Origin of the sequence: Exiguobacterium sp. BRG2, assembly GCF_031844245.1 — a bacterium.
Lineage (GTDB): Bacteria > Bacillota > Bacilli > Exiguobacteriales > Exiguobacteriaceae > Exiguobacterium_A.
The window spans coordinates 72,260-98,135 of record NZ_JAUZUW010000010.1 but is presented as its reverse complement, the minus strand read 5'-3'; the positions used below and the strand labels follow the sequence as shown (position 1 = coordinate 98,135).

Here is a 25,876-nt window from a genome sequence, read left to right as displayed (position 1 = left end):
TCGATTTTCAGGTGCGGGACGTTTTTTTGATTCATTCTTCCTTGAAGTGGGAACATGAACTCTTATACACTAGATGTGTAATCGGTTGCACACTACTTAGCCTGGAAGGAAGTGAAAGGGGCGGAAGTCCCGAATTCGTATGCGAACAATTGATGAATCCCATTTCTACACGCGCGACATGAAACCACAAGCACGACCAGACGCTATCATCCAAGGAGATGTCTACCGTTTCACGGTCTTGACGAGTCGGATGATCCGACTCGAATACGCGGCGGATGGACAATTCGAGGATCGACCGACCCAAACGGTCTTCAATCGTGATTTCCCGGTACCTGCTTATCGCATCGTCGAAAACGAGGAAGAATTGCAAATCATCACCGAGCACGTCCATCTGCATTATACGAAGGGACCGTTCGCTGCGAACACACTTTATATCGATGTCTTAGGGAACTTCAGTACCTATTACAGCCGTTATACGTTCGGCGGACCGCTCCGGACATTAAAAGGAACGGCACGGACGCTTGACCACGCGGACGGTGTCATTCCTCTCGAAGAAGGAATTGTCTCACGGCAAGGATACGCGGCGATCGACGATTCGAACGCCTTCGTGCTGACGGAAGACCACTTCGTCGAACCGCGACGCTCCGGTACGCATGACATCTATTACTTCGGATACGGTCACGACTACAAACAGGCACTGCGTGACTTCTACCACCTGACAGGACCGACGCCGATGTTACCGCGTCAGGTACTCGGTAACTGGTGGAGTCGCTACTGGCGTTATAGTGAGAAGGAATACAAGGATTTGATGACACGCTTCAAGACGGAAGATATTCCGTTCTCGGTCAGTGTCATCGACATGGACTGGCACGTCACCGATATTCCGGAACAATACGGGAGCGGTTGGACGGGTTATACGTGGAACCGTGATCTATTCCCGGATCCACGGGGCTTCTTGCAATGGTTGAAGGACGACGACCGGATGGTCACGCTTAACTTGCACCCGGCGGACGGGGTGCGTGGGTTTGAGGAAGCATACGAGGCGATGGCGGTCGCGATGGGCGTTGATCCCGAATCGGATGTTCGGATTCCGTTTGATTTTTCGGACCGGACGTTCATTGAGAACTACTTCACGAAGTTGCATCATCCGCATGAGGCGGATGGCGTCGACTTTTGGTGGATCGACTGGCAGCAGGGCGCGAACTCGAAGATGAAGGGGCTCGATCCGCTCTGGATGCTCAATCATTATCATGCGCTTGATATCGCCCGCGATGGTAATCGACCGTTGATCTTCTCGCGTTACGCGGGTCCCGGAAGTCATCGTTATCCGGTCGGGTTCTCGGGCGATACGATCATCTCGTGGGCATCGCTCCAATTCCAGCCGTATTTCACGGCGACGGCGTCGAACATCGGTTACGGCTGGTGGAGTCATGATATCGGGGGGCACCAGCGCGGGGAAAAAGATGACGAGTTATCGACACGTTGGCTCCAGTACGGTGTCTTTAGTCCGATCATGCGTCTGCATAGTACGATGAGCATCTTCAATGGGAAGGAACCATGGCGCTATTCGACCGATGCGGCGAACGTCATGAAGAAATATTTACGACTCCGGCATCAGCTTGTGCCGTACATCTACACGATGAATGCCCGCAATCACTTTGACGGCTTGCCCCTCGTCTCACCAATGTATTATGAGCATCCAGAAGACGATCAAGCATACAATGTTCCGAATCAGTTTTACTTCGGAACGGAATTGATCGTTGCGCCGATGGTCACGCCGATGCATCGGAAACTGCACATGACAGCTGCGACTGCATGGTTGCCAGAAGGGGAATGGTTCGATTTCTTCAATGGGCACCGGTACCGTGGCGGCAAACAGATCCGTCTGTTCCGCTATCTCGAAGACCAAGGCGTACTCGCGAAAGCCGGTGCGATCGTCCCAATCGGTCGTCATCTCGAACATTCGAATGCATTGCATAATCCGGACGATCTCGAAGTCGTCGTCTTCCCGGGAGCATCGAACCGGTTTACGTTGTTTGAAGACGACAGCACAGGGGTCGCACACCGCGACGGCGTCAATGTTGAGACGACATTCGCGCTCGACTGGGAAGCGCGTGAACTGACGATCGCTGCACCGACTGGACATCGTGACTTGCTACCGGAAAATCGGTCGATCACATTGATTTTACGTGGAGTCCGTGAAGGATACGTCCAGCGCGACGGAGAGAGTGTCACCGGTGTCTATGATCATGCGACACAGTCCCTTCGTGTCGAACTGGGTGAAGTGACCGATACGATCACATTGTCGCTTCAAGTCGAGATCTCGACGAACGAGAACAAGATGGACCGGTTGTATGCATTCCTCGACCAAGCGGAAATCAGCTATGATTTGAAGGACCGTTTGTACCGCCTGCTGTCACAAAAGCTCGACCCGGTCAACATGATGCACCAGTTGCAAGCACTCGAACTCGAGAAGGATCTCGTCGATTGTCTGCTTGAGTTGATGTTGTCTTAAACGATTGGATAGGCATGCGAAAAAGCCAGTATTCGTCATCCATATGGACGAGGAATACTGGCTTTCTGGTTGAGGTCAGAACTCTTCGTCTATCTCTTCATCCATCCAAGATAGCAAGTCTTCTGCATCGAGATCGTCACCTTTACTGAGGATCAAGGTCGTGACGTCATCTCGTTTCTGTTCTAACAACTCCGGGTTGTTCGTCAAGACTTCCATGAGGTAATACGCATAAGAGTCGAGGAAATCAGGCTGGTCGTTTCGTTCGATCAGTGTCATGAACGCTTCGATGAGTTCTTCCTGTTCTTCATCGAGAATCATCCAGTGGGAGTATGCGAGAAGTTTTTCGTTTTCGTCATCTCCACGGAGAATGTCCTTGATTTCAGGTAACGTCAGAAATACAACATCCGGCATGACGACTTCCGGAACATCGGTACTCAGCTTCGTTAACCACTCGTCATAGGTCGCCGCGACAAAATAGGTCGTTTCATCCGAAATATCGAGGCACCAGACAGTCGGCTCAGCAGCCTCCATGAAGTGGAAGTACCAAAAATAGCTCCCTTCTCCTTCCGCGAACATCATGACGTTTCCTTCGACATCCCATTCCCTGAGGACCGACAATTCGTCCAGATACCGTTCGAATGTCAATGACGTCATGGAGCGGAGTGGGAGGTGCAATCCGCTTTCTTCGTCCGACCATGTATTCTTGAACTCGACCATCACGGCCATAGCTTCTGGGGCACCACCGTTTTGTTCCCGGATTTGTTCGAGGTAACGGACGGGGAGTGAACCGTTGACGGCTTGCTCGATTCGTTGAATGTCTGTTTCTTTGACTGAAATCATCGTTTCTTCTTGTAACTCTTTATCCCAAAATGGCATCGTATGACCTTCCTTGCTATGTAGTATGTAGACCTAGATTATACGCGAAGCTGATGGAAAATGTTTCAAAAAAAGACCCTATCCGTTATGGAAGGGTCCATTGTGTCATTTACGACGCAACTTTTTCGCTTTTTGTTTCATGTCGTTATACGTGATCATCGGGCTATCGTCCATCGTCAAGCGCAGATGGTTCGGTTCACCTTTGTTCGTGATGCCAGAGCAGTACAAGATGTCGGCATATTCATTGAATAGATCCTCGTAAGCCGGTAAATGGTGCATCAGTCGACCAGGCGATCCCCAGCCACAGAGGACGACGCCATTTTTCGCTTTGACATCGGCAAGTGTCTTCGCGACGAACGCATAGTTCGTCTCATCGAAACTCGCTTGAGCGAATGGCAGATCCTCGCTGACGAGCAGGTCCGGCATCAAACTGATGATGTCATATTGTTTAACGGGATCACTGACATACTTCTTCATCAAATTGTACGCACGTTGTGTCGTCGTTCCGGAGAGAAAGGCGTCCGTCGTCCGTGGTGTGTAGATTAAAGCGGCGACATGCGTTCCTTCTGCGATGTCGTCAAAGATATAGCTGCGTAAATAGCGTTTCGTCTTGTCTCGATCAAACGTCGTCTGGACGCGGATCGACGATTCCTCAATCAAGAGTTCGGAAGAATCGGCTGGTGTCATGGGTGGTGCCTCCTTTTAATTGGTCAAACGTGAGCTGATGCGAAGGAAGAATGCGAGTGTCTTCTTCTTGAGGTCGAGGTCGTTCGCATCGATCGCCTCGACGTGTTGCTGGTAACGATCGTATTGGGCGAGCACGTCAGAAACATATTGTTCACTGCGATTGTATTCAAACAGTGCTGTCGCGAGCGTGTCTCGGTCGGATGTCTTCGTGACATCGTGTTGTTTCAGGTATTTCGCTGCCGTGTGGGCGCTGTCGACGAGACTCGTCGGGTCAGCTTTCCCGTCGCCGTCCGCGTCCACTCCGAGACCACCATATTTCTCGATGGCTTCCGGATCCGTCACGTCGATGCCGTCATGCTCGATGTCACCGAGCGACGTGCCACCTTCGTATCCCCAACCGACCCATGTTTTCGGCATGAATTGGAATGGACCGATAGCGCCGACGGACGATTGCATCGCTGACGAGTTGGAGAAGATCGTCTCGACGCGATGAATGGAGGCGAGCAGCTTCCAGTCGATGCCGTAACGTGCCGCGGCTTGTTCGTAGATGTCGATGTTCTCGGCAGGTACGCCATGCTGTCCATAATACGTACGATACATTTCATTTTGAACACGTTCCCGATTTTGCCAGTAGATGAAGCTACTGACGATGAGGGCGAACAGTACGAACAAGATGCTGATTCGAAAAACTTTTCGCATATTGTTCTCTCCTCTGTTTAGGATTCCACTGAATGGTATCATATTTTAGTAGGGTCTAATAGCACTTTCTGTGACGGGAGTGTGGAATCAAAAAAGGAGTCGAAGTCATGTATCTCTTCGTAAATGGATTTTTACTCGGATTGCTCGTCGTCCTTTCGATCATCGCAGCGGTCCGACCGGTCGATTTGACGATCGTCCCACGCAAGGAATTTTATCCCTCGATGGTCCAGTCGAGTGGTATCTTATGTCTGTTGCTCGTCGGCGGAACGCTGATCAGCGGTACACGGTTGCCAGAAATCGGCTTGACGTTTTTTGTCCCAAGTGGTCCGGTCTGGTACGCGACGATCGGACTGATCGTCCTTCTCTGCTTCGTCTTACTTTTGACGGCGACTGTTCCAGCGTTTCGCAAACGTTTGTTGCCGCTTTATCAAAGTGAGGCGGAGCGACTGATTCTGCCGCGAACGAAAGAGGAGCGGACCGGGTTTCAGATGGTCGCGCTGATGGCAGGGGTGACGGAAGAGTTGATCTATCGCGGTTTTCTCTTTCATGCTCTCGGATTATTTTTACCGTTTTCTAACATCAGTTTCGTCTGGATCGGGGCAATCTTGTTTGGTGTCGCACATCGTTATCAAGGATGGTTTGCGATCCTCGTCACGGGACTGATCGGGGCGGGATTCGGTTACTTGTATCTAGCACTCGAAACACTCTGGCCGTTGATCATCATCCATGTCTTGATCGATCTCGTTGCTGTCTACATTTACAAGGACGATGTTAATTCCTGACATCGTCAAAAAGCGTTGAATTTGTTAGACTGAATGTCAAGCGAAGTCATCATTATAAAATGGTCAAGTTGACGGTTGCAGAACAGGTCAAATGACAGGTAAAATGAGAAGGTAAACGCTTACACATCAAAAGGAGATGGATGAAACCATGCGAACGATCACTTCCACTGGCGAGCGAAAGAAGACGAGTTGGACATTGAATATCGGCAATCAGCCACATTTGATGATGGATGGTGTGACAGAACAAACGCTTGATGCCGAACAACGTGTCGTCTACGACGAATTTTTGATTCCGACGACGGACACTTTGATTCATCGGTTCAAAGCCCGCTTCCCGAACCATCTCTGCGAGAACGGGTATGATGTGTATGGCGCTGCCGCTTTTGACGAACAGGTTGTCGAACTGATCTCCAATTGGTTCATCGAACTGGTCACGGTCTTAACAGCGATGCAGCGGAAGAAAGGCATTCAGCATGTCCAGATTGAAGGCGGTGTCGCAAAACGGACTGACTTCTTACCGACCGTGCGTCGGACATGCCGGGCACTGGAGTCGACGATTGATATTTATTGAAACACCAGTCACGTGTTCAGAGGGGACGTCTATCAGGGCGTCCTCTCTTTTTTTAATCAACGAATCGAGAGAATTCGACGTCGTGAAAACAGCGTGCACTTTTTTGTTCATCTCGAATCGTTTTCCTGGGACAAGCATCGCGCCGCTTCACTTCGTTGCAGGGTCGCTCCTGCTTGTTTTTCCTTAAAAAGCGATTTCGAGTGAACAAAACGTCTCTCTTCTTTCATAAATTAAAAAGCAAAAACGAAGTCGAATACTCGCGGAGTCGGACATGATTGTTCGGCTCCTTTTCATTTTCTGGATGATAGCAGGAAAAAACAGGTTGACGCTAGACTGTATGGCATGTACCATACAGTTAACAGATGTACTATTGTCTTAATACAATGGTGGGAATTGAGGGAGGAAGTCTAATGCTTGAAGTGAAGGGGCTACAAAAGCGATACGGACGAAAAAAGCACGTCTTACGTGACGTGACGTTCTCTGTCGGTCTAAACGAAGTGACATGTCTGATCGGTTTAAACGGGGAAGGAAAGTCAACGATTTTAAAAGCAATTCTCGGTCTGATTCCGGTGGATGCCGGGACAGTGACAGTCGACGGTAAAGCGTCGCGCGACCAGATCGCGTTCGTGCCTGATCTCCAGACGATGCCGAGCTACATGACGATCGGACAAGCGCTCGCATATATGGCAGATCATTATCCGGACTGGAATCAAGAGACAGCGGAACGGTTACTGCAGACGTTCCAGCTGTTTACGACGGATAAAATGGCGAACTTATCAAAAGGGAACAAAGCGAAGTTCAATCTCGTCTTAGGATTCGCCCTCGATCGTCCATACATATTACTCGACGAACCGCTCGCGGGAATCGATTTGTTCATGAAGGAACAGATTGCCTGGATTTTCTCAAGTGAGTTCATGGAAGGACGAAGCATCCTGATGACGACTCACGAAATCGCTGAAGTCGAGCAGGTGATCGACCGAGTGTTGTTCTTACGGGACGGAAAGATCGTTGAAGTCAAAGAGACGGATGAGCTGCGCGGCAGTCATCATCAATCGGTCCAGGACCGGATGCGGGAGGTATATCAAGGATGAAACGTTGGTTGTTATTAACGAATGAAGAACTGAAACGAAGTACGAAATTACTGGTGTTGTTGATTTCAGGCTTGATCGTCGCGGAAATCGCGTCTCTGCTCTATCAAATTTACGATTATCAAAGCACGATCGAGAAAACGATGCGGATTGAACAGATATCAGAAATGGACGCAATTGCGCGAGCAGGTGGTGCGTTGACATTCGCACAGGCAACGGATTTTTACGATTCCATCATTGTATTAGCAATGGGGATGATCATCCTGTTTGCGTTTTGGATTTGGTACCGCGACTGGATAGGTGAGACGAAGTACATCTACAGATTGCTATTGTTACCGGGATCACGCCGGGCGATTTTTGGGTCGAAAATGACGGCACTCTTACTTGTCGTGACTAGTTTGATCGGAATTCAGTGGGGGCTGTTGTTGCTTAGTCGTAATCTCTACTTATGGTTGTTACCAGATGCTCAACAGGTCACAGCCAGCATCAATGAATACTCCATCTATATGAAGTTGTTCTATACGATGTATCCGAGTGATATTTTATTCATCTTACTGATGACATTCATCGTCATCTCGTTCGTCTTCATGACAGTATTACTTGAACGATCGTTCCGAAAGGGAAAAGCGTTCTTGCTCGTCGGATTACATGGGATTGCGTTGATTGGCGGTTATATCATCTTGGGCTTAGCATTGTCAGCTATTTCGAACGATTTGAGTCAACTGCACATGCAATTTTATCTCGGGTACATCGTGCTCTTAACGTTATATGTGTCGTACAAAAATCTGCGGTTAGTCCAGACGCGTCTATCCGTCTAAAGGAGAAATCTCATGAAACGATATCGTCAACTTCTGATCTATGGAGTGATCATTCTCATAACAATCGGAAGCTACATCGGCTACACGCTGTCGATCAAAGGAGCAGACTTTTCGCTCGAGACCGTCAGTGGAAAACCTTCGCAAATCGAAAATTTTAATTTACGTCTTCAGACGAAAGGCATGCGTTCGACGATTTATGATGTCAACGCTAAGGGAGACATCGAAAAACAGTCAAATTCTTACGTCGGACAACTATTCCGTGAAGATAGCATGACGGATTTGCCAGATAAATATTACGAATTCACGACGCATATGGAAACGAATGTAAGTGGAGATGGACAATCAGAGTATGCGATTCAGATCAAACACAATAAACTGCAATTTAAGATGTTTACGTTTAAGACGGAGGAGATGTTCGAGAAAACATTTCAGTATGATACAAAACTTGAGACGGGGATGGACATACAAGCCACTGTCGTCGATAAACAGGCGATGAAGGTCTACATTCAACTCGATCGAGTCGATCAGCCAAGGGAAACGAAACTGCTCGTACTTGATTTAACAGGCGACCGGGTCGAAGAGATTGTTCTTCAAAAGCCAGTAGCGCCTAAACACGCTCGTCAATTTTTAGCGATTCATCAAAATGAGGTCGTCTACACGGAACAACCGTCTGACAGCGATGAGGAGAACACCAAACTATCTTATTTCCTCGATGACGGCAAAAGCGTTCGTTCCATCAAGGAGTTGAATCAACAACAAATCGGTTATACGCCCTATGCGAACGGTCGTTATCTCATCGGCTTCCGCCTGCCGGAAGGGGAGACGAAACGAATCGAATGGTCGATGTTCGACTTGGAAACGAAACGATTATCCGAGCATAGCGTAAGCAGTCCGCTCGTTTTGAAAAAGATTGATTGGTTGGATTCGAAGGACGAGATGCAACTTTATCTCTCTTCCGAGACAAACGATGGATTCCAAGTGTCCGTGATCGATCTGAAGAATGAGCAACTGATGTATCAAGGAGAAATCAAAGATGCGAATCGTAAAAAAGGAACGCGTATCTATGATTTTGCGGTTCAATGATCCACGAAAAAACGCTTCGTCCCGGAAAAACTTATCCGGGACGAAGCGTTTTTTTCGTTTTGACTAGGAATCGATACGTTCTAGGGCGAAAGCATCAAGACGTGAAGTTTTTCTCTGCTGCTTTACAGGCACGCAATAAGGCGTCCTTGAAGAAACGATCTTCCTGCGAAGCGAGTTGTTGTGTCGCTTCCTCGTCTCCGCGCAGTGAGCGGGCGAGCATCTGAATGACCTTGACCCAGCGCCGGACGTGATCAAGTTGCGGACGACCCATCGCGACGTACACTGTGAACCAATCATTCTGATCGCGACGGATCATCCGTTGGAACAGTGATTTCGCGAGATCGACTTCTTCGGTCGTCGGGAGTTCGTTCGTCTCGAAATAACGACGTAACGCGGCAACGGCAGTTGCGTACGCTGCTTTGACGTCGTCTGACGGCTGATGCTTACCGTAGTCGGATGTCGACAGATGAAGTAAGGCAGGTTTTTTCTCGACACCCGTGATCCAGGCAGAGATCGTCTTATTGCCTTTATAGGCTTGACGGTTCGCGACCGGGAGCTTCGCCGTGACGTTTCCGACTTTCCCGATCAAGGTCACTTTGTTGTTGCGATCCTGAATTTCGGTCACTTTCAACTCGACCGTATCACCCATTTCATGAGGAATGGCTTTCGGCTGGAGCTTTTCTCCTGCCGAGAGCGGCGAACGCTTGCGGATCATCCGCAAAGCTTCTTGTTCAATCCGGTCGTCAAGCGACCACAGATGTTCCGGTGGGACGTTGCGGAACCGGCGACGTCGGACCTTGATGTACTGGTCAAGCGCGTCAGCAGCTTGCTCCCGCGTCGATTCACCACGTGCGACGGGGCCGATGATGTCTCGGAGCGTAATGGATTCGAGACGTTCCATGATGCCTTCGAACGGGATGAGTTCCATTACGTAGAGACTACAGACGACGAGTTCGCATTCGCGAGGAGTGAGTGGGCGTTTGGCCATAAATTGACTTCCTTTCAGCTGGTTGATGTTTCTAGTATACCAAAAAAAAGCCATCGTCACGTAATCCCGTGACGATGGACTGAAAAAGCTTACAACACGAATGGCGATTCCGAACTATTTTGCAATTCAGCGGACGCGAGTCGTGTGACACCGTTCATGAACGGGTCATGGGCGACGAACAAGTCACCGATTGCTTTGATCTCAGCCACGGTCGCATTTTCCTTCGCACCAGCGATCCGCAAGCGATACGGTTTTTTTGTCACCGTATCAAATGTCAGGACGATCGTATGTTCCATCAATGGTCACTCCTTTCATGAAATGTAGGGACGAGTTATGCCTTGAGTAGAGCGTAGTCACGGCTGATTTCCGTCAGCGCGTAGCGTCCGTCGAGTAAGCTGCCGACCGCTTGACCGATCGAAGCGACGACGTCTGCTGGAAGATTCGAACGTAAGCCGTTATAGCGGCGGCGAGCAACGACGGCATCACCGTTTGCTGTCACCTTGTCCTTCCGCTCGAAGACGATGACGAGACTCGTCTTGATTTCTTCTGCTTGTGTCATGTGTATCACCTCCTTCGCCCTTATTGACAGGGGAAGAGACCGGATTGTTCGAAAGGAATGAAAAAAAGATGGTCTGGTTACGTTTTTTACGAAAAGTATCGTTTTTACGCATGCGGACGCTCGGATATGCATCTTTGATCTTCGTCTTTGGTGTCGCGGGCATCATGTATGCGCTTGAGCCAGAGACGTTCGGTTCCTACTTCCGGGCCGTCTACTGGACGATGACGACCGTCGTCACGGTCGGGTACGGCGACTTCTTCCCGAACTCGGATACCGGTCGGATTCTGACGATTTTCGTCTTCATCTTCGGGATCGGGATCGTCGGTGGATTGATCTCAAAACTGGTCGACGGTGTCCAGTTGATTCGTAATCAAAAGGAAAGAGGGTTATTACAAGTGAAGGAAACAGGACATACGGTCGTCTTCGGATACAGTCGGCGTTCGAAGCACGTCATCGAGTCATTGCTCGAACATACGGATGTCGTCCTCGTCGACGACCTAGAGCGCGAGCCATTCAGTCACCCACGATTTCATTACGTCTGTGGTGATCCGGCACTGACATCGACGCTCGAACGGGCACACATCGAAAAGGCAGTTCGCGCGATCGTCCTCGCCGATCATTCGATTCCACCGGTCCATGCTGACGGACGGACATTGTTGATTGCTTCAAGCATCGAACGGGCGAATCCGAACATTTATACAATCGTCGAAATGATGCTTGAAGAACACCTCGACAGCTTCGAACAGGTTAAGGTTGATGAGGTGTTACTTGGTGATGAGACGATTGCCCGGATGGCGATCCTCGCGTCCCATCATCCTGGTGTGACGAAGGTCGTGACGGATTTGTTGACGAAGGACGGTGAAGGCATGTTCTCGATTCCGAGTAGACCGGAGTGGGGGACGTACCGTGACGCTTATCATGCTTTGCTTGAAGAAGGCGTGACGATCTTATCTGATGGAAAACGACTCGATTTGAACCGTCGACTCGATGAAGCGATTCCGAAAAACGGGACGTTGATCGTCTTGTGTTCGGAGGAAACCGCCCAACGAATCGGAGCGATTTAGAGAAGAAAGGATTTAACCAATCTTTTTTCGGGTATAGTAAATAAATTTACTAGACGGAGGAAAAAGATTATGACACAACCACAACCAGAATGGATTCAAGAATTATTTGAGACGGTCGATCAAGGCGAAATTAAAAATGCACCAAAATTACTTTATATGGCACTGACGCTTGAACCAAATTATTTTACAAAAGCAGTTAGCCGATTCAATCAACGGCTAGAAGTCGAACCATTAACGGACGTTTCGGAATTGTTGACGGTCTATCGTCAATTTTTCCTTTCAGCTAATCCATCAGAGGAGTACTGGTCACTTGCCTGGAACGAACTCATCCAGACGCTACAACATATGATCGATCGACCGGAAGCTCATCAATTACTTAAAGAGCATGTCGATTTACTCGACTGGTGGTCGAGCGAATCGTTGCTTTCACTCCCGAGCTGGTTGACGATTTTAGATGTCGCTGAACGAATCGACGCGCTTGATCAATTTAGCAGTTATCTTCCAGATATCTTCGAGAGTTATGCGCTTGAAACGGCGAAGGACGAACCGTTTGCCCGTCTTGCCTGGTACGCACTCGCAAGCAATCAACAAGACTTGCTTGCCCCTTACAGAGACCGGATTGAAGCCGGTTCTTCAAAGGAAATTCAGTCTCTTCGTCAAGCGGATCTCGTCGATCAAATTGAAACGACGCGGGTCGTTATGTTAAAGTCGAAAGATAACGAGCCGATTGAATTAACATTTGATCGAAAATGGACATTATAAATTATCGAAGAAAAAATGACACCTAGAAGCCGCACGAATTCAGTCCGAGGGGTGTAGGGATGATTCACGTCAATTTACCGAGTGGTGACTATGTCGTGTTAGTAGAAATAAATCGTGAAGTGCTGCTGTGTCATTCGATTGAAGAAGCGGAACAAGCACAACGCGACCGGTATGAACTGGTCGGACGGATGAGCGAACGCTTGCCGGCAGAAGTGATTGGACCCTCGATTGCGGATTTTGTCCGCTTTTCGACCGGGTTCATCGGCGAAGAAGTGACGTGGCATGAGGAGGAAGAAGCCTTCTTTTGCCAACAGTTCGAGACATTCGACGGTTCCCCGTTAGGTGAAGACCTGACGGGGATTGATGCAACGCGTTGGCGTGCGGTCCTTGCACGCTATTATGCTTACGTGACGATCGGAAAGATCATTCCTTTTGAAGTCAGCGAAGAACCGGACGGCACGGTTCCGCTTTAGTCCAGACGATTCTTCGGTCGGCGCGTAATCAGAGAAGGGCAGGGTTCCCATGAAAAAGCAACTTGCACTACTCACGCTAGCGACAATCGTCGCCATGCCAACGTCTGCTTTCGCGCAGTCTCAATACGTACAATATGATCCGACGTTTACAGAACAACAAAAACAAGAGTGGTTGGCGAATCAGGGGCTGACCGAGATTCGTGCCTTGAAACAAAAAGGATTCTCGCTCGTTGAGCCGCTTGCGCATCTCGAAGAAAAGGATATTGATGCCGATTTGATTCCAATCACGGACGTCAAGAGAGCAACGGATTCCGCTCAATTTCAACAAACGTATCTTGATCAGTCACGCATTCCGGCTTACTGGAAGTACAGCCGCGGAAAATCGGATATCCGAGTTGCAATCATCGATGATGCAATCGATACGAAACATCGCGAGTTCAAGGACGTCATCTATAAGACGACGACGATTTCTGGAATCCGGAAACCTGACGATCACGGGACACACGTCGCCGGTATCGTCGCGGCGCGTGAAGACGGTCAAGGGATCGTCGGTGTCGCATCTGGTGTCAAACTGATCGGGGCCGATGTCTTCGATGGAGACTTTGCCGCATCGATCGACATCGGCGACGGTATTTTGTATGCAATCGAGCAGGGAGCAGATGTCATCAATCTCTCACTCGGACAATATGAGTTTGATCCGTACATGGAAGCAGCGGTCAAAAAGGCGGAAGCGAAGAACATACTTGTCGTCGGAGCAGCCGGAAACGACGGGCGCAATAAAGTACTCTTCCCAGGATCGATGAGTCAAGTCGTCGGTGTCGGGTCCGTCGGAACGCTGGGGCGTGCCTCGACGTTCTCGAACTACGGGAAAGGAGTCAACATCATGGCACCGGGGGAAGGGATCTACTCGACAATCGTCGGCAACAAGTACGGCTACTTGGACGGCACATCGATGGCGACACCGGTCGTCAGTGGTGTGTTGGCGCTCGCGAAATCGAAGAACCCATTCGTCTCGAACACGACGATGCGCAGTAAGTTATATGCTGCAGCGACGAAAAAATCAGGTGATACGAAGTTGCATTACGGAGCAGGTCGCTTGAATGCCGGAATCTTAGCGACACTGCCGGCACCGATCTCGAAGATCTCGTTACCGGCAACGGTTAAGCCGAATCAGGCGTTTACATTCTATTTTGATGAGTATGCGAGTGCGAAGACGACGACACGTCTCTATAAGGACGGGAAGGTCGTTAAGACATTCACGCAATCGAATTTAACGAACGGTACGCATAAGTTTACGTATAAGTTGAAAGACAAGGGGTCATATAAGCTTGTCTTTACAACGACAGGTGGACGGCATACGCGGACCGTCGAACGCTTACTGACAGTCAAATAAAAAAGCGCCTCCCACTGAGTGGTAAGCGCCGTACGAGACCTGAAGGTTACTTCGGGTCTTTTCCTTTTTTATAGACGGGCGTCGGAGGCGTCAATGCCTCTCCAGTCCATGTGATCATCGCTTCCATCTTGTATCCTGTGTCATCCTCATGGACGAAAGACAGGCGACTGGAATCGATCAATTGGTATAAACCATAAGCGACCTGGTCGGCCCAAGAGCGTAACGTCATTGCTTCATCATACAACGGGATTTGCTCAGGGAAACGTTCGTTCATAAGCAAGATATCGTGTTGATCGAAATGATAGCTACGTTTTGAGAGTGCATCGGGCGCCTTGACGTTGAACGGCTCGAACGCGTGGATGAGCTCTCCTTGACGATAGAAGGCGAAGATGCCGTTTCGCAGATGAAGTGCCTTGATCTCGTCGATCTCGATCAGGAATGTCAACTTGCGAACCGTTCGCCGGTTCGTACCAGAGCGTCGTTTTTTCATGCTGCATGCCCCCTTCTGAACTCTTGTACTATACCGTGAAATGAGGCAGGGACGCAACTTTTTCGTTTATAAAACGAGAATTGCCTCTTGCAGGAAAGCGGCATCTACGCTACACTCATAAGCAGTGACTATGTTGGTTCGGACAATCGCGGGGCATTTCGATGCTTTGAGGAAAGTCCATGCTCGCACAGCCTGCGATGGCTGTAGTGATCGTGCTACACAAAAAGATAAGTGTAGGCAGCGTCAAGCTGACGGCAGAAGGAACGCCTAAGTCTTCGGATATGGCCGAAACTTCTTGAAGGTGCCACAGTGACGGAGCTTCATGGGAAACCATGAAGGTGGAACGAGGTAAACCCCACGAGCGAGAAACCCAAATTTGGTAGGGGAATTTCCGGAGCGGAACTGAACGCAATGGAGAGCGTATGCAAATACGGAGATAGATGATTGTCGCCTGCGTGTGAGGGTCAAACCGTTTGAAACACTAAGGAACAGAACATGGCTTACAGGACCACATAGGCTGTTATTTTTAAGTTGAACGAGAGTCCAGGTCCACCCTGGGCTCTTTTTTTATTGCAATGAAACGATTCAGTGGAAGAAACGATAAAGGAGTGAACGCGATATGGCAAAACGCTTAGTCATCGCGACAGCGGCGATGGGAATCGAAGCGCTCGTCGCAAAAGAAGTCCGTGCGTTAGGATACGAGTGTACGGTCGAGGACGGAAAGGTCTACATCGATTGTGAGATGGAGGACATACCCCGTTTGAACATGTGGCTCCGGACAGCGGACCGGATCAAACTCGTCGTCGCTGAGTTCCGCGCGACGACATTCGAAAAATTGTTCGATCAAGTCAAGGCACTGCCGTGGCACGAATTGATGCCGTGGGATGCGAATTTCATCGTCAACGGTCGTTCGGTCAAGTCGAAGCTGTTCTCGATCCGTGACTGTCAAAAGATCACTGAGAAAGCGATCGTCTCGCATATGCAAGAAGCGTACAACAAAGGAACGGAATGGTTACCGAAGACAGGTGCGAGCTATCCGATCGAAGTCGCTTTGTTAAAAGACATCGCAACATTAACGATCGATACATCAGGCGACGCATTGCACAAACGTGGCTACCGTGAGTTCCACTCAGCAGCTCCACTGAAAGAGACGATGGCAGCAGCGATGCTGATGCTGACGAACTGGAAGCCGGATATGCCGCTTTACGACGTCTTCACCGGTTCAGGCACCCTGGCAATCGAAGCGGCGATGATCGGGCGTAATATCGCACCAGGCATCAACCGTGAGTTCGTCTCACAAGAGTGGAAATGCATTCCGAAGAAAGCGTGGTTCGATGCGATCAACGAAGCGAACGAAAAAGCGGAGTGGGACAAACCACTGAAAATTTACGCAAGCGATGTCGATCCAGAGATGGTCAAGCTTGCGAAAACGAACGCAGAACTCGCAGACGTCCGCGATGCGATCAACGTCATGCAACGTGACGCGGCAGACTTCAAACCGAAGGAAGACTTTGGTGTCATCATCGGAAACCCGCCGTACGGAGAACGTCTCGAAGACGCGCGTGAAGTCCATCAACTGTACCGCAAGATTGGAACAGCGTATAAAGAATTCCCATACTACAGTGTCTACATGATCACGTCGTATGTTGAGTTCGAAAAAGCGTATGGTCGCCCAGCGACGAAACGTCGGAAGCTCTATAACGGGAACATCGAAGTTCAGTTTTATCAGTATTATGGTTTGCGTCGGAAACGTCCGCAGGCTTAAGCCATTTGTGAGAGGTGAGTGGGCGTCAGTTCACACTCAGTTCCCACTTTTTAATTTTTTTTCGCCAAAATGTCATGAGCCGCTCGGTTGAGCGGTTTTTTTGTCGTCCAATAATGCCGCGAATTGATTGGCGGTATTTTCCTGTAATGTGTGAATTACATGGGCATACGTATCCATCGTCGTTTTGGCATCTGCATGACCGAGTCGTTCCTGGATGACCTTCGCGTGCGTGCCTACTTCAAGCAATAACGTCGCATGGGTGTGACGCAATCCGTGCAGGGGGATCGAGGGGAGTCCTGCGGATTCGAGTGTCAGGTGATGCCGTCTCCGAAGTCCTGAGTACCATAGGTAGGCACCGGTCACACCCGTACAGATGAGGTCCTCTTCGTTGCGCCAGCCGAGCCAAACTTGATCATACTTTTGTTCTCGTCGGATTGGTACTAATTCTTCGATGGCGACATCTGGGATCGTGATGACACGGACTTTCTTTCCCTTCGTCTGCGAGAAGGAATACCCACCCGCCGTCTCGATAGCTGTCCGCATGACCATGATGCGTTTACGTTCAAAGTCGACGTCAGACCAACGGAGCGCCGTCGCTTCCCGTGCCCGCATGCCCGTGTAGGCAATCAACATGACAGCTGCATAGTTCCCTGTCGTCATGACCGTACGCGCAGTCGTCAGGTACTCGGATAGCTGTTGCGCGGAAAGAGTTGCCATGTCCTTGACGCCTTCCTTCAACTTTGCCACTTCCGAGAAGGGATTTGAAGCGTGGTTCGTGAAGCCCATTCGTTTTGCCCATGTGAACAGACCAACCATGATTGCGCGACGGGAGTTGATCGTCGATGCCTTCAGTCCTTTCTTGTCCCAGTCGACGAGCAGGCGTTGCGCGTGAGCAGGCGTCACTTCCTTCGACTGCATCTTCTTGAACCAGGCGGGGATTCCCTTGACGATGTTCATGTACGAATGATATGTCGTCTCTGCCTTACTCAGCCGAACGTGGTCCTCGAGCTATACGTCAAGCATGTCCTCAACGCGTCGGGTGTTAATCACCTTCCGGATGGACCCGTCCCGTCGCTGGCGTAGTTGATCTGCGACCCAAAATTCGACTTCTTTCTTCCGTTCGGTTGTTTGTAGATTTTCATGTTGTAACTTCCTCCTCTTGCGTACATACGTTCTATTCATGTCAGTAAGAAAAGGCACCTGAGTGCCTTCAGTGTACTCCTTTTTATGAGCCTTCTTCATCCGCATGACTCATAAAATATTTGGAGTATGCTTCAGTGTTCGGTCGAGTTAGTCGCTTCATGTTAGCAAGCGTATCTCTAATATCACTTGCTAACTTCTCGGCGTCCGGATAATCTTGTTTATCGATGCTATAAAATTGCTGTTGAAGTTCCGAGTAGAGTAGATTCAATTCATCTTGATTTGCTACTAGTTGTTGAGTGGTCTGTTGGAGTTCTGGCGGGGAAGTAGTTTGCTGCATCGTCATGATTTCTTTTCCAGTCATATCAATCATCGATTTTAATTCAAATAGGCTTGAGGATACAGGCGCGACCACTTTCCCTTTGTCTGTTCCTATAGATGCGTTCAAATCATCGATTTTGAACATCATTTGATCGAATCCTGGAGAGATATTATAAATGGCTGCTAACAAAGTTCCGGTATCGTATGACGATTCAGTTACTTCATCTTCCACCTTAGTATCTTCTACTGTTGATTCTTCTGTAACTGGTTCCGCCACAACAGGTTCCTTGTCTTCTACAGAATCCGGTTGCTCCACTACGTCATTCGTCGCGTCGATGTTCATGTCGTAGCGAGTGTCATCCATGTTCTTAAAGTTGATTGGAGAATTCAGTTTTTTAATCATGTCTTTTTTTAGACTGTTAAACAGCCCTAGATGAATCCAGTAGCCGCTTGCTTTTTGAAAGTAGCGTTCCGTGTTTATCAAAACCATATCCGAAAAGTTATCGAGATTCATTTGATCGAGCTTATTGCGTGTGTAATAGGATTTAAGCACGGTTTCCATTTTTTCATTTCCGTTATCATCCGTCATGACGGTAGGGCGTTCGAACGCGAATAGATCAAAGTTTTTGTTTTTATATAGTTGTTTTATCAATCGAATAGAGTCGAGAGCATACGAATCTAGAAGCGTGTTCTCGCTCCAGAAGCCTGAATCCTTGTAAGTCACAATTAGCGTTTTGTTTCTTACTTTAGCGCCTTTGATGTCTTCACTATACTTCTTTAGTTCACCATTGATCGTTTCTGGTGTCGCATGTTCAAGATCGGCTGTGACTTCCGGTTTCTTCTTCTCTTTCTTGTCTTCTGCCTTTACTTCTTTCTTCACTTCCGTCGGTTTCTCATTCTGCGCGCTGTAGATGCTGCCAAACATGCCTATGATGAGTACACCGAATATAGCGAACAGTGTACCTTTCCCGCCCATTCCAGATGGCTTCCGATTCGAACGCCTTCTTTCTTCCAATGTAGACCCTCCTTTATCAGTTCTTTTGATACCTATATTGTCATTTATGTTTTTAATTTCCATATTAATTCTAACTCAAAATGGTTTATTATACGACATGGATTTAAGCAATAGGATAATTATCTTCGCATCGAATAATCGTATACTTAACGTATATGAATATTGAAATGTAGTTACTGCATTAATTTCCAAGTGTTATAGTTTCTGTCGTGAAAGGACACAGGTAAAAGTTACATTTAATATTCGTATGATTGGTGTTGCACAGTCATTATATAGTTATTAAGAATCTCTCTAGATTAAATTAGGACAATATAAAAAATACCTTTGGAATGACATAATTAAAAAGTATAAGTTTTGAAGATATCTTTGATTAGCACAGATAATATTTTTGAGTAGGATGATATGATCAGTAGTCAAAAGATAAATATTAATGAGGTACCTCTACATACTAAACGAGATAAGCATGACAAGAATCTGGATCGAAGAGTATGCAGTGACGGGTGATTTAGGGCGTTTGTTCGGTCATTTTTTAGATATGGATGAATCAATTAAAACGGCATATTTAATAAATCCATCAGATGGAGACGAATGTGTTTCACCAACGAAGAAAATTTTGTTTGAGTTTTTAGAGCATCGAAATGAAATTCTGCTGTACCTGTATTTTTCGGATGAATATATATTAAGGGAACAACATCAGCAGTTCTTTCAGCAACAGAATATTGACTATACCATTCAAACGGTTTATCCAAGTCGCGAACATCATTTAGATCCGCTTCTCTATTTTACAGTTGAGTTAAAGAACAAGGAAACACTTAGACGCGTCGTTCGCGAGACGTACTGGTTAGGAGAAGAATATGTTTTCTACGTGATTTCGAATAATGATAATTTAAAATTTATATTTGAGGAAAGACGGCATTAGGGGTTCCGACAATATCTATCAGTTGCTTCGTTTAATCGAAATCCTCCATCGGTACTTATCAAGCCTGGTCATGACGGCTGTGGTTTTTTCATATGCTCAAACGATGTATCGATGAACTCGTTAGAAAACGTCATCCGCAGTAAGCCTGAAGAAATAATTATTTATCAAATCAATGACGAACTATATGAACCTGAGAATGAAGAGTGAATTCATTCTTCAACTATCGGAGGTATTATATGAAACCAGCCATCAAACAGATCAATCCATCGTCTAAACGCCCGGGTGTATCACTCGTCGATCTAAAGCGTGCAGAAAAAATCCTCGGTTCAAAATTCCCGACGGATTACATTTCACTCATGCAGGAATCAAATGGTGCAGCCTTTCATGACTGGCAACTCTATTCGATACCTACTGAATCGAGTCATTCTGAAGTCGAAGATATCATCCACCATCACATAAATCGTCCAGATGGTTTACCGGAGGATATGATCTGCTTTGGTGAACATTTAGATGGGAGACGGTTATGCTACCGGATTCGACGTCGTTTTTTACAAGAGCTCGTCTTCACGTGGCATCCTAAAAAGGGACTTGAAAAATACTGTGCCTCTTCACTCAACGAATGGGTAGAATCCGAAATGTTACGAGACCGGGCTAATAAAAAGATTACCCTGGGTACTTTTAGTGTTAGTAGTCATCGACTGCTCGTGACGGATTCGAATGAAAAAGATCTAGCATCGATTGTCTTGGAGCAAGTGAAGTCTGGCGCATGGACGGCTTCCGTCACATATGATTCAGATGGAACGGTTCGTTTACTCACAGTATACGAAGGTGTCAATCAGACGACGGGCAGATGGACGCGCTCGCATGAGATCGCGATTGATTCAGGATTTGTATTGATCGGTGATGATGTTGCGTTTCGTGAGGAGGAACTAGCCGAGGAACTCTTTTTCGGTCAACAGGACGTCCATTTGTTTCAAGCGGGTATCATGACTGAGTCTGGATATGGAGACGGTATTTATCATCTGAAAGTAAAGAAAAATCGAAATAAACAAATCATCGGAGTACGAATCAATTTCATGGAGTAGCAATCGAAAGACCGGTCAAAGGAATGCTCCTTCGACCGGTCTTTTTGCGATATGTAGTTATTCAATATTGTCGATGGCGTTTCCGTCCTGATCGACTTAAGTAGAAAGTCCTGTCCAGCCACGACCTTATGTCTCTAGCCAGCGGGTGAATTCGACGAGAAATTCCTCGCGTGGTACATGGCCACCATCTTTTTTGACGACGACGTACCCGTCAAGCTTTACATATGACTCCTTCAGCGATTCCATTCGTAATCTCCTCCTAAGCAGCTATGTGAAAGTAAGAGTATATCGCTCAAAAGATTCGTTTACAAATGATCTCCATTTGTCATTAAATCTATCAAAAAGTTGTGAAATCCAACTGAAGGCGGATATACCAATTAACAGATTCCAAATATAGTAAATAAAGAGGTGGAATAAGGAGGAGACGATTCAATGTGGATCATACTGGGTTTACTGGCGATTGGATTTACCGCGCTGAACATCATCTTTTATGTGATCGGTAAGGACTATCGTTTCCTGATGGTGCTCGGACTGAGTTTTACGGCACTTACTTTGTGCGCCGAATACCGACTCGTCGCAGAATTCGTCGCACGGGAGGACTGGGCGGCATTACAAGACGTCGTACCGGGCATGGAGCGGGCGCTATGGGTGTTAACATTCATCTCAATCGTCTTGAATCTGTTGCCGTTAGTACTCGATTACCGAAAAAATCGATCGCGTTGACGAATCGAAGAGGAGCTGAAACACGATGAACTATGTCTTTTCACCGCTAACGCAACGGCAGGCAGAACAGATTGTCTACGAGTGGTAGTATGATGGTCCGTTAGCGTTTTACGATATGCCAAATGACGAGGAAGACTTAGCTGAATTTCTCGATCCAGCAAAGCGAACGGAACATTATTTTGCTGTGTTGAATGGTGAAGAGTTGATTGGCTATTATGTATTCGAACCAAACGCAGACATCGTTGTCATCGGGCTTGGCATGCGACCAGACTTAACGGGACGAGGAAATGGAGTGGCATTTTTAGAAGCCGGTCTTGCGTTCTTAATGGATCGGTATGCACCTAAACAAATTGAATTAGCTGTCGCAACATTTAACGAGCGGGCGATTCGCTTGTATACGAAAAGTGGCTTCCTTCCAGTTGAACGATTCCAACAGGCGACGAACGGTGGAAGCTATGAATTTTTGAGGATGCGTTTGCAACCCATCTACTCGACGAAACCTTTTCCAAAATCTATAAGTAGATAACAGAAAAGGAGATGATGTCATGGCACGCTGTACGAATTGTCAGTATAAGTTCAACACAAAAGAACTACTCGCTGTCAGTGTTGCAATACATGGGAAAGGCAAGACGTGTCCGAACTGTGGCGTGAAGCAATACATTTCAAAAGACTCGCAACATTACTTATCGCTCGGATATGTCAGTCTCTTGTTCGTCTTGATCCTACCGTTCGTCATCAAACTGAGCGACAAAGAAGAGACGATCTGGTAAAAGTATTACGCGCATGCCTGAAAACGACAGGGTGCGCGTTTTATTTTATACTCGGGGCAAAGGAGCTGGGAAACATGCAAACGGTATACGATGCAACCGTACAAAACGCAGCGGGAGAAACTGTTTCATTAGGTGACTATGCGGGGCGTGTCCTCGTAATCGTCAACACGGCAAGCAAATGTGGGCTCGTGAAACAACTTGGCGAACTGCAGGCATTGTACGATAAATATGACGAGCAAGGAGTGACGGTGCTTGGCTTTCCGTGCGATCAATTCAATCAGCAGGAGTTCGCGAGTCAGGAAGAGACGATGCAGTTCTGTCAGCTGAACTATGGCGTGACGTTTCCGATGTTTCAGAAAATCGATGTCAATGGACCAAATGAACATCCGCTTTATACATTCCTAAAACGCGAACGCTCCGGTCTGCTGTCGTCGAAGATTAAATGGAACTATACGAAGTTTTTAATCGATCGCCAAGGTCGTGTCGTACAGCGGTTCAGTCCGGTCGATTCCGTCCAGTCGGTTGAAAAAAACTTATCTTTGTATCTATAATCCAAGTAACCGTCCGGCGCGAGTCGTTGGGCGGGACGAAGAAATACCCTACCTTTGGCGAGGTAGGGCTTTTTTTATGTCATTCAACGCTAAAAGAATCAAATGAATAGGTGACAATCGCATCGCTGCGCTTATGTCCGAGGTCGATCAGAACCGGTGGACGGGGAGACAAGATATGAAAATCCTGTTCAAACGCACGGAGCCAGTAATGGACCCAGTCTTTCGCAGGATCGAGTCCCATCATTTCACGTGCGAATGTCAGCAGCTTTGAATCGGTTAGCGTCAGGAGTGGAATCGGATTGATCTCGACATCTTCTTTTAGTTCATAAAGGTCCGGTGAACGTAGCAGAATCGCATCCGCCTCGAAGGTCAATCGGAAGTAATTACAGCTATAGTCACCGACGATGACCATCGTCTCCTCCGTATGCCCACGGAAATGAAAGATCAATCGGTTACCATTCGCGACATCCATCAAGAACTGATTGAGTCCGATGTGATAATCTTCGCGAAATTGTAGTTTCTCAAGCGTGATTTCTTGCATGATTTAGCCTCCAGTCCGAGTTTGTCGTTCTTCTGTCAAAACGGTTTGGCGCGCTGCTAGGCGAGACGAACCAATCAATAAGGCGATTCCGAGTAATAATAACGAGATTCCGAACCAAGCCGTACCACTTAATTCTTCACCAAGGACGAATACACCAAGCAAGGCGGCAGTCAGCGGCTCACCGAGCGAGAGCGTGACGGCAGTCGACGATGGTACGTTCGATAGTCCTTTCGCGAATAACCAGTAAGCGATTCCGGTCGCAACGACGCCAAGATGGAGGCTGATTCCAGCACCACGTGACATGAACAACCAGGAGAGGTCGAATAAAAACAGCAGGGGCGACAACAGCAAAGCGCTTGTCGTGAAAATGACGGCAACGACTGACAGCGGCGCGTGTGTCTTGACGAGGTCTCGACTGACGAACGTGTACCCGGCAAACGATAGTCCGGCACCGAGTGCAAGGATGATCCCGATTGGATCAATCGCAACCGTTCCTTGATTGTTCAGAAGCAACAGACAGCCGGTGATCGATAGTCCGGTCGATGCCCACCATAGCAGCGCTGGACGTTTCTTTAGGAACAGCCACTCGATACAGCCGGAAAAAATCGGCGCGCTACCGATCGCAACGACAGTACCGATGGCGACACCGGTCATCAAAACAGCGGAGAAGAACAGTGGCTGGTAAGCCGCCATGCTGACGGCAGCGAATAAAATCGTCCGCACCGGCCAGTCGCGTAACGTCAGCGTTCCTTTGAAGAGAACGAGACAGAGTAAGGACAGTCCACCGACAGCCAGACGAATGGCACCAATTGCAATCGGGTGTGCATCCTCTGGCGCAAAGGCTTGTGAGGTCCCCGTCGTGCCCCAAAAGATCGCAGCAAGTAATATGAGCAACATCGATGATGATTTAGACATGGGTCACCTCTTCGAATGCAATTTTTTAAAATGATATTAGAACGAGAATACCACAGAACGAGTATGATGGAATACACCAAATAATTGAAAAAATGGTATGGTGTATAGGGTGAAGTCGTATCATTCACGAATACGAAAATGAAAAGGATGGGACCCATGAAAGAAATGAACCAAATCGAAGCGGTACTTGACGTCTTATCACAAAAAATCAATCACGGGTCGACCTTCATTCAGCGGCGATACGATACAGGAGTCGCTCAATTCAATTTAAATGATCCGGTGACGGAACAGGCGATTCAGTCATTTGAAAAACAGTTCAAGCTAACGTTACCAAGTGAATATAAGACATTCCTTCGTTTACATGACGGAGCGGAGTTGTTCATGATTCAAGGTCTCGGCATCGAACTCTATCCACTTGAAAAAGTCATTGAAATGACAATCCAAGCTAAAGAGTACGACCTGATCCATGAAGACTATGATCATTTCTTGATGATTGGCGAAATGAACGAAGGCTATGTCTTGATTCAAACGGAAGATGCGAAGACAGATGACTTACACCCTATATGCACTGGATGTTTCATGAGTTGTCGACAGATGAGACTGATCCGATTGGACAGAACTTCGGCACATTCCTCGAATATGCGATCATTTCGCAAGGGGATATGTTCTGGGAGTTCAAGGACTTCTCGATTGCAACAGATGCTTATTATGTAGAGAATCACAATTCTGAAGAGGAAGTGAGCAAACCACGACCCATTCGCTTCGTCGACTCGGTTCGCGTTGAAATCGAGTATCCGATTGCGAAAAGGGATGCGTATTTCTCGGTTAAGATTTTCGAAGGGAAACAAGAACAAGAACGCCTTGGTTCAAGCTACGACTCGGATTCGCGCTTTGAAAAAGTGATGCAATCGATTCGAGAATATCTAATGGCAGAGCGATTCCAGTATTCGTCAATCATGGTCTTTCAAACGGAACATTGGTTTTGGCAGAACGAGGACGAGACAGGTGATCCGTTGATTCGTAACCATAATCCGCAACGTCAAGGACTGCGCTTCGATGGATATCGTGCCTTTGTTGAGGAACCACTACGCCCACTTCCAGGGTGGGAATGATACAATCAATGTTCAGATTTGATGATTTTCACCATCGAAACTCAAAATAAAGCTTTATCTTGTATCCACTCATCTTTCAAAAAAGAATTGACAATGAACTGGATGAATCTGTATGCTAATCAAAATTACATAGTCAAGGCGATGACGAGAAGAGTAGGAAGAAATTGACGG

At 47.7% G+C, this 25,876-nt stretch carries 29 protein-coding genes, 1 other RNA gene and 1 pseudogene; 20 read left to right on the top strand and 11 right to left on the bottom strand.

Annotation, left to right across the window (positions count from 1 at the left end; all coding sequences use genetic code 11):
- The first annotated feature begins 139 nt into the window (after positions 1-139).
- Positions 140-2,515 carry a glycoside hydrolase family 31 protein gene (locus Q9R23_RS13005; RefSeq protein ID WP_311247231.1) on the top strand — a complete coding sequence of 792 codons (2,376 nt, stop codon included), beginning with the start codon at positions 140-142 and terminating at the stop codon, positions 2,513-2,515.
- A gap of 75 nt (positions 2,516-2,590) precedes the next feature.
- On the opposite strand, the gene Q9R23_RS13000 is transcribed toward Q9R23_RS13005, so the two are convergent.
- The 3 genes from Q9R23_RS13000 to Q9R23_RS12990 all read right to left on the bottom strand — a co-directional run bounded on the left by Q9R23_RS13000 (position 2,591) and on the right by Q9R23_RS12990 (position 4,777).
- The gene (locus tag Q9R23_RS13000) at positions 2,591-3,391 is read right to left on the bottom strand and encodes an SMI1/KNR4 family protein (RefSeq protein WP_214729801.1); all 801 of its coding nucleotides are present in this window, start codon (positions 3,389-3,391) and stop codon (positions 2,591-2,593) included.
- A 105-nt stretch (positions 3,392-3,496) separates the two neighbouring features.
- Positions 3,497-4,078, bottom strand: a complete 582-nt coding sequence (locus tag Q9R23_RS12995) for a DUF1643 domain-containing protein (RefSeq protein ID WP_214729802.1) — start codon at positions 4,076-4,078, stop codon at positions 3,497-3,499.
- 15 nt (positions 4,079-4,093) lie between these two features.
- Positions 4,094-4,777, bottom strand: coding sequence for a lytic transglycosylase domain-containing protein (locus Q9R23_RS12990; protein ID WP_058704753.1), 684 nt, complete (start codon positions 4,775-4,777; stop codon positions 4,094-4,096).
- A 107-nt stretch (positions 4,778-4,884) separates the two neighbouring features.
- Here Q9R23_RS12990 and Q9R23_RS12985 point away from each other — a divergent pair, with 107 nt between their 5' ends.
- The 5 genes from Q9R23_RS12985 (at position 4,885) to Q9R23_RS12965 (ending at position 9,119) form a co-directional block, all read left to right on the top strand.
- The gene (locus tag Q9R23_RS12985) at positions 4,885-5,559 is read left to right on the top strand and encodes a CPBP family intramembrane glutamic endopeptidase (RefSeq protein ID WP_214729803.1); all 675 of its coding nucleotides are present in this window, start codon (positions 4,885-4,887) and stop codon (positions 5,557-5,559) included.
- Between the two features lie 148 nt (positions 5,560-5,707).
- Complete coding sequence (locus Q9R23_RS12980; protein ID WP_290755701.1) at positions 5,708-6,130, top strand: hypothetical protein; 423 nt, start codon at positions 5,708-5,710, stop codon at positions 6,128-6,130.
- 410 nt (positions 6,131-6,540) lie between these two features.
- Entirely contained in the window at positions 6,541-7,221 is a 681-nt protein-coding gene (locus tag Q9R23_RS12975; protein WP_214729804.1) for an ABC transporter ATP-binding protein, read from the top strand.
- Positions 7,218-8,036 (top strand): hypothetical protein, encoded by an 819-nt coding sequence (locus Q9R23_RS12970; RefSeq protein WP_290784632.1) that lies wholly within the window; start codon positions 7,218-7,220, stop codon positions 8,034-8,036. Before Q9R23_RS12975 ends, Q9R23_RS12970 begins: the two co-directional genes overlap by 4 nt.
- 12 nt (positions 8,037-8,048) lie before the next feature.
- A complete protein-coding gene (locus Q9R23_RS12965) occupies positions 8,049-9,119 on the top strand; it encodes a hypothetical protein (protein ID WP_290784634.1) in 1,071 nt (356 codons plus the stop codon).
- Positions 9,120-9,213: 94 nt separating this feature from the next.
- Here the strand turns inward: Q9R23_RS12965 and Q9R23_RS12960 are convergent, their stop codons facing one another.
- The 3 genes from Q9R23_RS12960 to Q9R23_RS12950 form a co-directional block, all read right to left on the bottom strand.
- A complete protein-coding gene (locus tag Q9R23_RS12960; RefSeq protein ID WP_035408459.1) occupies positions 9,214-10,107 on the bottom strand; it encodes a hypothetical protein in 894 nt (297 codons plus the stop codon).
- A gap of 89 nt (positions 10,108-10,196) precedes the next feature.
- Positions 10,197-10,403, bottom strand: a complete 207-nt coding sequence (locus Q9R23_RS12955) for a DUF2922 family protein (RefSeq protein WP_035408457.1) — start codon at positions 10,401-10,403, stop codon at positions 10,197-10,199.
- 35 nt (positions 10,404-10,438) lie between these two features.
- Positions 10,439-10,666 (bottom strand): DUF1659 domain-containing protein, encoded by a 228-nt coding sequence (locus tag Q9R23_RS12950; protein ID WP_035408455.1) that lies wholly within the window; start codon positions 10,664-10,666, stop codon positions 10,439-10,441.
- Between the two features lie 68 nt (positions 10,667-10,734).
- On the opposite strand from Q9R23_RS12950, the gene Q9R23_RS12945 reads away from it, so the two are divergent.
- The 4 genes from Q9R23_RS12945 to Q9R23_RS12930 all read left to right on the top strand — a co-directional run bounded on the left by Q9R23_RS12945 (position 10,735) and on the right by Q9R23_RS12930 (position 14,358).
- Positions 10,735-11,730: a potassium channel family protein gene (locus Q9R23_RS12945; RefSeq protein ID WP_290779332.1), complete on the top strand. Its 996-nt coding sequence runs from the start codon at positions 10,735-10,737 to the stop codon at positions 11,728-11,730.
- Positions 11,731-11,799: 69 nt separating this feature from the next.
- The gene (locus Q9R23_RS12940; protein ID WP_214855594.1) at positions 11,800-12,492 is read left to right on the top strand and encodes a hypothetical protein; all 693 of its coding nucleotides are present in this window, start codon (positions 11,800-11,802) and stop codon (positions 12,490-12,492) included.
- A 59-nt stretch (positions 12,493-12,551) separates the two neighbouring features.
- Positions 12,552-12,965: a hypothetical protein gene (locus tag Q9R23_RS12935; RefSeq protein ID WP_023467922.1), complete on the top strand. Its 414-nt coding sequence runs from the start codon at positions 12,552-12,554 to the stop codon at positions 12,963-12,965.
- A gap of 49 nt (positions 12,966-13,014) precedes the next feature.
- Positions 13,015-14,358 carry a S8 family peptidase gene (locus Q9R23_RS12930; protein ID WP_290749603.1) on the top strand — a complete coding sequence of 448 codons (1,344 nt, stop codon included), beginning with the start codon at positions 13,015-13,017 and terminating at the stop codon, positions 14,356-14,358.
- Between the two features lie 46 nt (positions 14,359-14,404).
- On the opposite strand, the gene Q9R23_RS12925 is transcribed toward Q9R23_RS12930, so the two are convergent.
- Positions 14,405-14,848, bottom strand: a complete 444-nt coding sequence (locus Q9R23_RS12925) for a hypothetical protein (protein WP_029341396.1) — start codon at positions 14,846-14,848, stop codon at positions 14,405-14,407.
- 134 nt (positions 14,849-14,982) lie between these two features.
- On the opposite strand from Q9R23_RS12925, the gene rnpB reads away from it, so the two are divergent.
- Positions 14,983-15,356, top strand: an RNA gene (rnpB, locus tag Q9R23_RS12920) — RNase P RNA component class B.
- A 111-nt stretch (positions 15,357-15,467) separates the two neighbouring features.
- Complete coding sequence (locus tag Q9R23_RS12915) at positions 15,468-16,613, top strand: THUMP domain-containing class I SAM-dependent RNA methyltransferase (RefSeq protein ID WP_311247230.1); 1,146 nt, start codon at positions 15,468-15,470, stop codon at positions 16,611-16,613.
- 72 nt (positions 16,614-16,685) lie between these two features.
- Here Q9R23_RS12915 and Q9R23_RS12910 read toward each other — a convergent pair whose 3' ends face one another.
- Positions 16,686-17,603 carry a tyrosine-type recombinase/integrase gene (locus Q9R23_RS12910; protein ID WP_396136375.1) on the bottom strand — a complete coding sequence of 306 codons (918 nt, stop codon included), beginning with the start codon at positions 17,601-17,603 and terminating at the stop codon, positions 16,686-16,688.
- A gap of 235 nt (positions 17,604-17,838) precedes the next feature.
- Complete coding sequence (locus tag Q9R23_RS12905) at positions 17,839-19,089, bottom strand: hypothetical protein (protein WP_311247228.1); 1,251 nt, start codon at positions 19,087-19,089, stop codon at positions 17,839-17,841.
- 463 nt (positions 19,090-19,552) lie between these two features.
- On the opposite strand from Q9R23_RS12905, the gene Q9R23_RS12900 reads away from it, so the two are divergent.
- The 6 genes and pseudogenes from Q9R23_RS12900 to Q9R23_RS12875 all read left to right on the top strand — a co-directional run bounded on the left by Q9R23_RS12900 (position 19,553) and on the right by Q9R23_RS12875 (position 23,137).
- On the top strand, positions 19,553-20,008 hold the full coding sequence (locus tag Q9R23_RS12900; protein ID WP_311247227.1) for a hypothetical protein: 456 nt from the start codon (positions 19,553-19,555) through the stop codon (positions 20,006-20,008).
- A 236-nt stretch (positions 20,009-20,244) separates the two neighbouring features.
- The gene (locus tag Q9R23_RS12895) at positions 20,245-21,093 is read left to right on the top strand and encodes an SMI1/KNR4 family protein (protein ID WP_311247226.1); all 849 of its coding nucleotides are present in this window, start codon (positions 20,245-20,247) and stop codon (positions 21,091-21,093) included.
- 432 nt (positions 21,094-21,525) lie between these two features.
- Positions 21,526-21,816, top strand: a complete 291-nt coding sequence (locus Q9R23_RS12890; RefSeq protein WP_311247225.1) for a hypothetical protein — start codon at positions 21,526-21,528, stop codon at positions 21,814-21,816.
- 25 nt (positions 21,817-21,841) lie between these two features.
- Positions 21,842-22,342, top strand: a pseudogene (locus tag Q9R23_RS12885) (GNAT family N-acetyltransferase).
- A gap of 19 nt (positions 22,343-22,361) precedes the next feature.
- Positions 22,362-22,586, top strand: a complete 225-nt coding sequence (locus Q9R23_RS12880) for a hypothetical protein (RefSeq protein WP_311247224.1) — start codon at positions 22,362-22,364, stop codon at positions 22,584-22,586.
- A gap of 74 nt (positions 22,587-22,660) precedes the next feature.
- The gene (locus tag Q9R23_RS12875) at positions 22,661-23,137 is read left to right on the top strand and encodes a glutathione peroxidase (RefSeq protein WP_311247223.1); all 477 of its coding nucleotides are present in this window, start codon (positions 22,661-22,663) and stop codon (positions 23,135-23,137) included.
- A gap of 79 nt (positions 23,138-23,216) precedes the next feature.
- On the opposite strand, the gene Q9R23_RS12870 is transcribed toward Q9R23_RS12875, so the two are convergent.
- Positions 23,217-23,678, bottom strand: a complete 462-nt coding sequence (locus Q9R23_RS12870) for a hypothetical protein (RefSeq protein ID WP_311247222.1) — start codon at positions 23,676-23,678, stop codon at positions 23,217-23,219.
- 3 nt (positions 23,679-23,681) lie between these two features.
- Positions 23,682-24,593 (bottom strand): EamA family transporter, encoded by a 912-nt coding sequence (locus tag Q9R23_RS12865; RefSeq protein ID WP_311247221.1) that lies wholly within the window; start codon positions 24,591-24,593, stop codon positions 23,682-23,684.
- 156 nt (positions 24,594-24,749) lie between these two features.
- Between Q9R23_RS12865 and Q9R23_RS12860 the strand changes: the two genes are divergently transcribed.
- Entirely contained in the window at positions 24,750-25,307 is a 558-nt protein-coding gene (locus Q9R23_RS12860; protein WP_311247220.1) for an SMI1/KNR4 family protein, read from the top strand.
- Between the two features lie 23 nt (positions 25,308-25,330).
- A complete protein-coding gene (locus tag Q9R23_RS12855) occupies positions 25,331-25,705 on the top strand; it encodes a hypothetical protein (protein WP_311247219.1) in 375 nt (124 codons plus the stop codon).
- The last annotated feature ends 171 nt before the right edge of the window (positions 25,706-25,876 follow it).

Bases quoted from the DNA above. Each gene is read 5' to 3' on its own strand.
- Q9R23_RS13005 (WP_311247231.1), top strand. From the start codon at position 140: ATGCGAACAATTGATGAATCCCATTTCTACACGCGCGACATGAAACCA.
- Q9R23_RS13000 (WP_214729801.1), bottom strand. From the start codon at position 3,391: ATGCCATTTTGGGATAAAGAGTTACAAGAAGAAACGATGATTTCAGTC.
- Q9R23_RS12995 (WP_214729802.1), bottom strand. From the start codon at position 4,078: ATGACACCAGCCGATTCTTCCGAACTCTTGATTGAGGAATCGTCGATC.
- Q9R23_RS12990 (WP_058704753.1), bottom strand. From the start codon at position 4,777: ATGCGAAAAGTTTTTCGAATCAGCATCTTGTTCGTACTGTTCGCCCTC.
- Q9R23_RS12985 (WP_214729803.1), top strand. From the start codon at position 4,885: ATGTATCTCTTCGTAAATGGATTTTTACTCGGATTGCTCGTCGTCCTT.
- Q9R23_RS12980 (WP_290755701.1), top strand. From the start codon at position 5,708: ATGCGAACGATCACTTCCACTGGCGAGCGAAAGAAGACGAGTTGGACA.
- Q9R23_RS12975 (WP_214729804.1), top strand. From the start codon at position 6,541: ATGCTTGAAGTGAAGGGGCTACAAAAGCGATACGGACGAAAAAAGCAC.
- Q9R23_RS12970 (WP_290784632.1), top strand. From the start codon at position 7,218: ATGAAACGTTGGTTGTTATTAACGAATGAAGAACTGAAACGAAGTACG.
- Q9R23_RS12965 (WP_290784634.1), top strand. From the start codon at position 8,049: ATGAAACGATATCGTCAACTTCTGATCTATGGAGTGATCATTCTCATA.
- Q9R23_RS12960 (WP_035408459.1), bottom strand. From the start codon at position 10,107: ATGGCCAAACGCCCACTCACTCCTCGCGAATGCGAACTCGTCGTCTGT.
- Q9R23_RS12955 (WP_035408457.1), bottom strand. From the start codon at position 10,403: ATGGAACATACGATCGTCCTGACATTTGATACGGTGACAAAAAAACCG.
- Q9R23_RS12950 (WP_035408455.1), bottom strand. From the start codon at position 10,666: ATGACACAAGCAGAAGAAATCAAGACGAGTCTCGTCATCGTCTTCGAG.
- Q9R23_RS12945 (WP_290779332.1), top strand. From the start codon at position 10,735: ATGGTCTGGTTACGTTTTTTACGAAAAGTATCGTTTTTACGCATGCGG.
- Q9R23_RS12940 (WP_214855594.1), top strand. From the start codon at position 11,800: ATGACACAACCACAACCAGAATGGATTCAAGAATTATTTGAGACGGTC.
- Q9R23_RS12935 (WP_023467922.1), top strand. From the start codon at position 12,552: ATGATTCACGTCAATTTACCGAGTGGTGACTATGTCGTGTTAGTAGAA.
- Q9R23_RS12930 (WP_290749603.1), top strand. From the start codon at position 13,015: ATGAAAAAGCAACTTGCACTACTCACGCTAGCGACAATCGTCGCCATG.
- Q9R23_RS12925 (WP_029341396.1), bottom strand. From the start codon at position 14,848: ATGAAAAAACGACGCTCTGGTACGAACCGGCGAACGGTTCGCAAGTTG.
- Q9R23_RS12915 (WP_311247230.1), top strand. From the start codon at position 15,468: ATGGCAAAACGCTTAGTCATCGCGACAGCGGCGATGGGAATCGAAGCG.
- Q9R23_RS12900 (WP_311247227.1), top strand. From the start codon at position 19,553: ATGACAAGAATCTGGATCGAAGAGTATGCAGTGACGGGTGATTTAGGG.
- Q9R23_RS12895 (WP_311247226.1), top strand. From the start codon at position 20,245: ATGAAACCAGCCATCAAACAGATCAATCCATCGTCTAAACGCCCGGGT.
- Q9R23_RS12890 (WP_311247225.1), top strand. From the start codon at position 21,526: ATGTGGATCATACTGGGTTTACTGGCGATTGGATTTACCGCGCTGAAC.
- Q9R23_RS12880 (WP_311247224.1), top strand. From the start codon at position 22,362: ATGGCACGCTGTACGAATTGTCAGTATAAGTTCAACACAAAAGAACTA.
- Q9R23_RS12875 (WP_311247223.1), top strand. From the start codon at position 22,661: ATGCAAACGGTATACGATGCAACCGTACAAAACGCAGCGGGAGAAACT.
- Q9R23_RS12870 (WP_311247222.1), bottom strand. From the start codon at position 23,678: ATGCAAGAAATCACGCTTGAGAAACTACAATTTCGCGAAGATTATCAC.
- Q9R23_RS12865 (WP_311247221.1), bottom strand. From the start codon at position 24,593: ATGTCTAAATCATCATCGATGTTGCTCATATTACTTGCTGCGATCTTT.
- Q9R23_RS12860 (WP_311247220.1), top strand. From the start codon at position 24,750: ATGAAAGAAATGAACCAAATCGAAGCGGTACTTGACGTCTTATCACAA.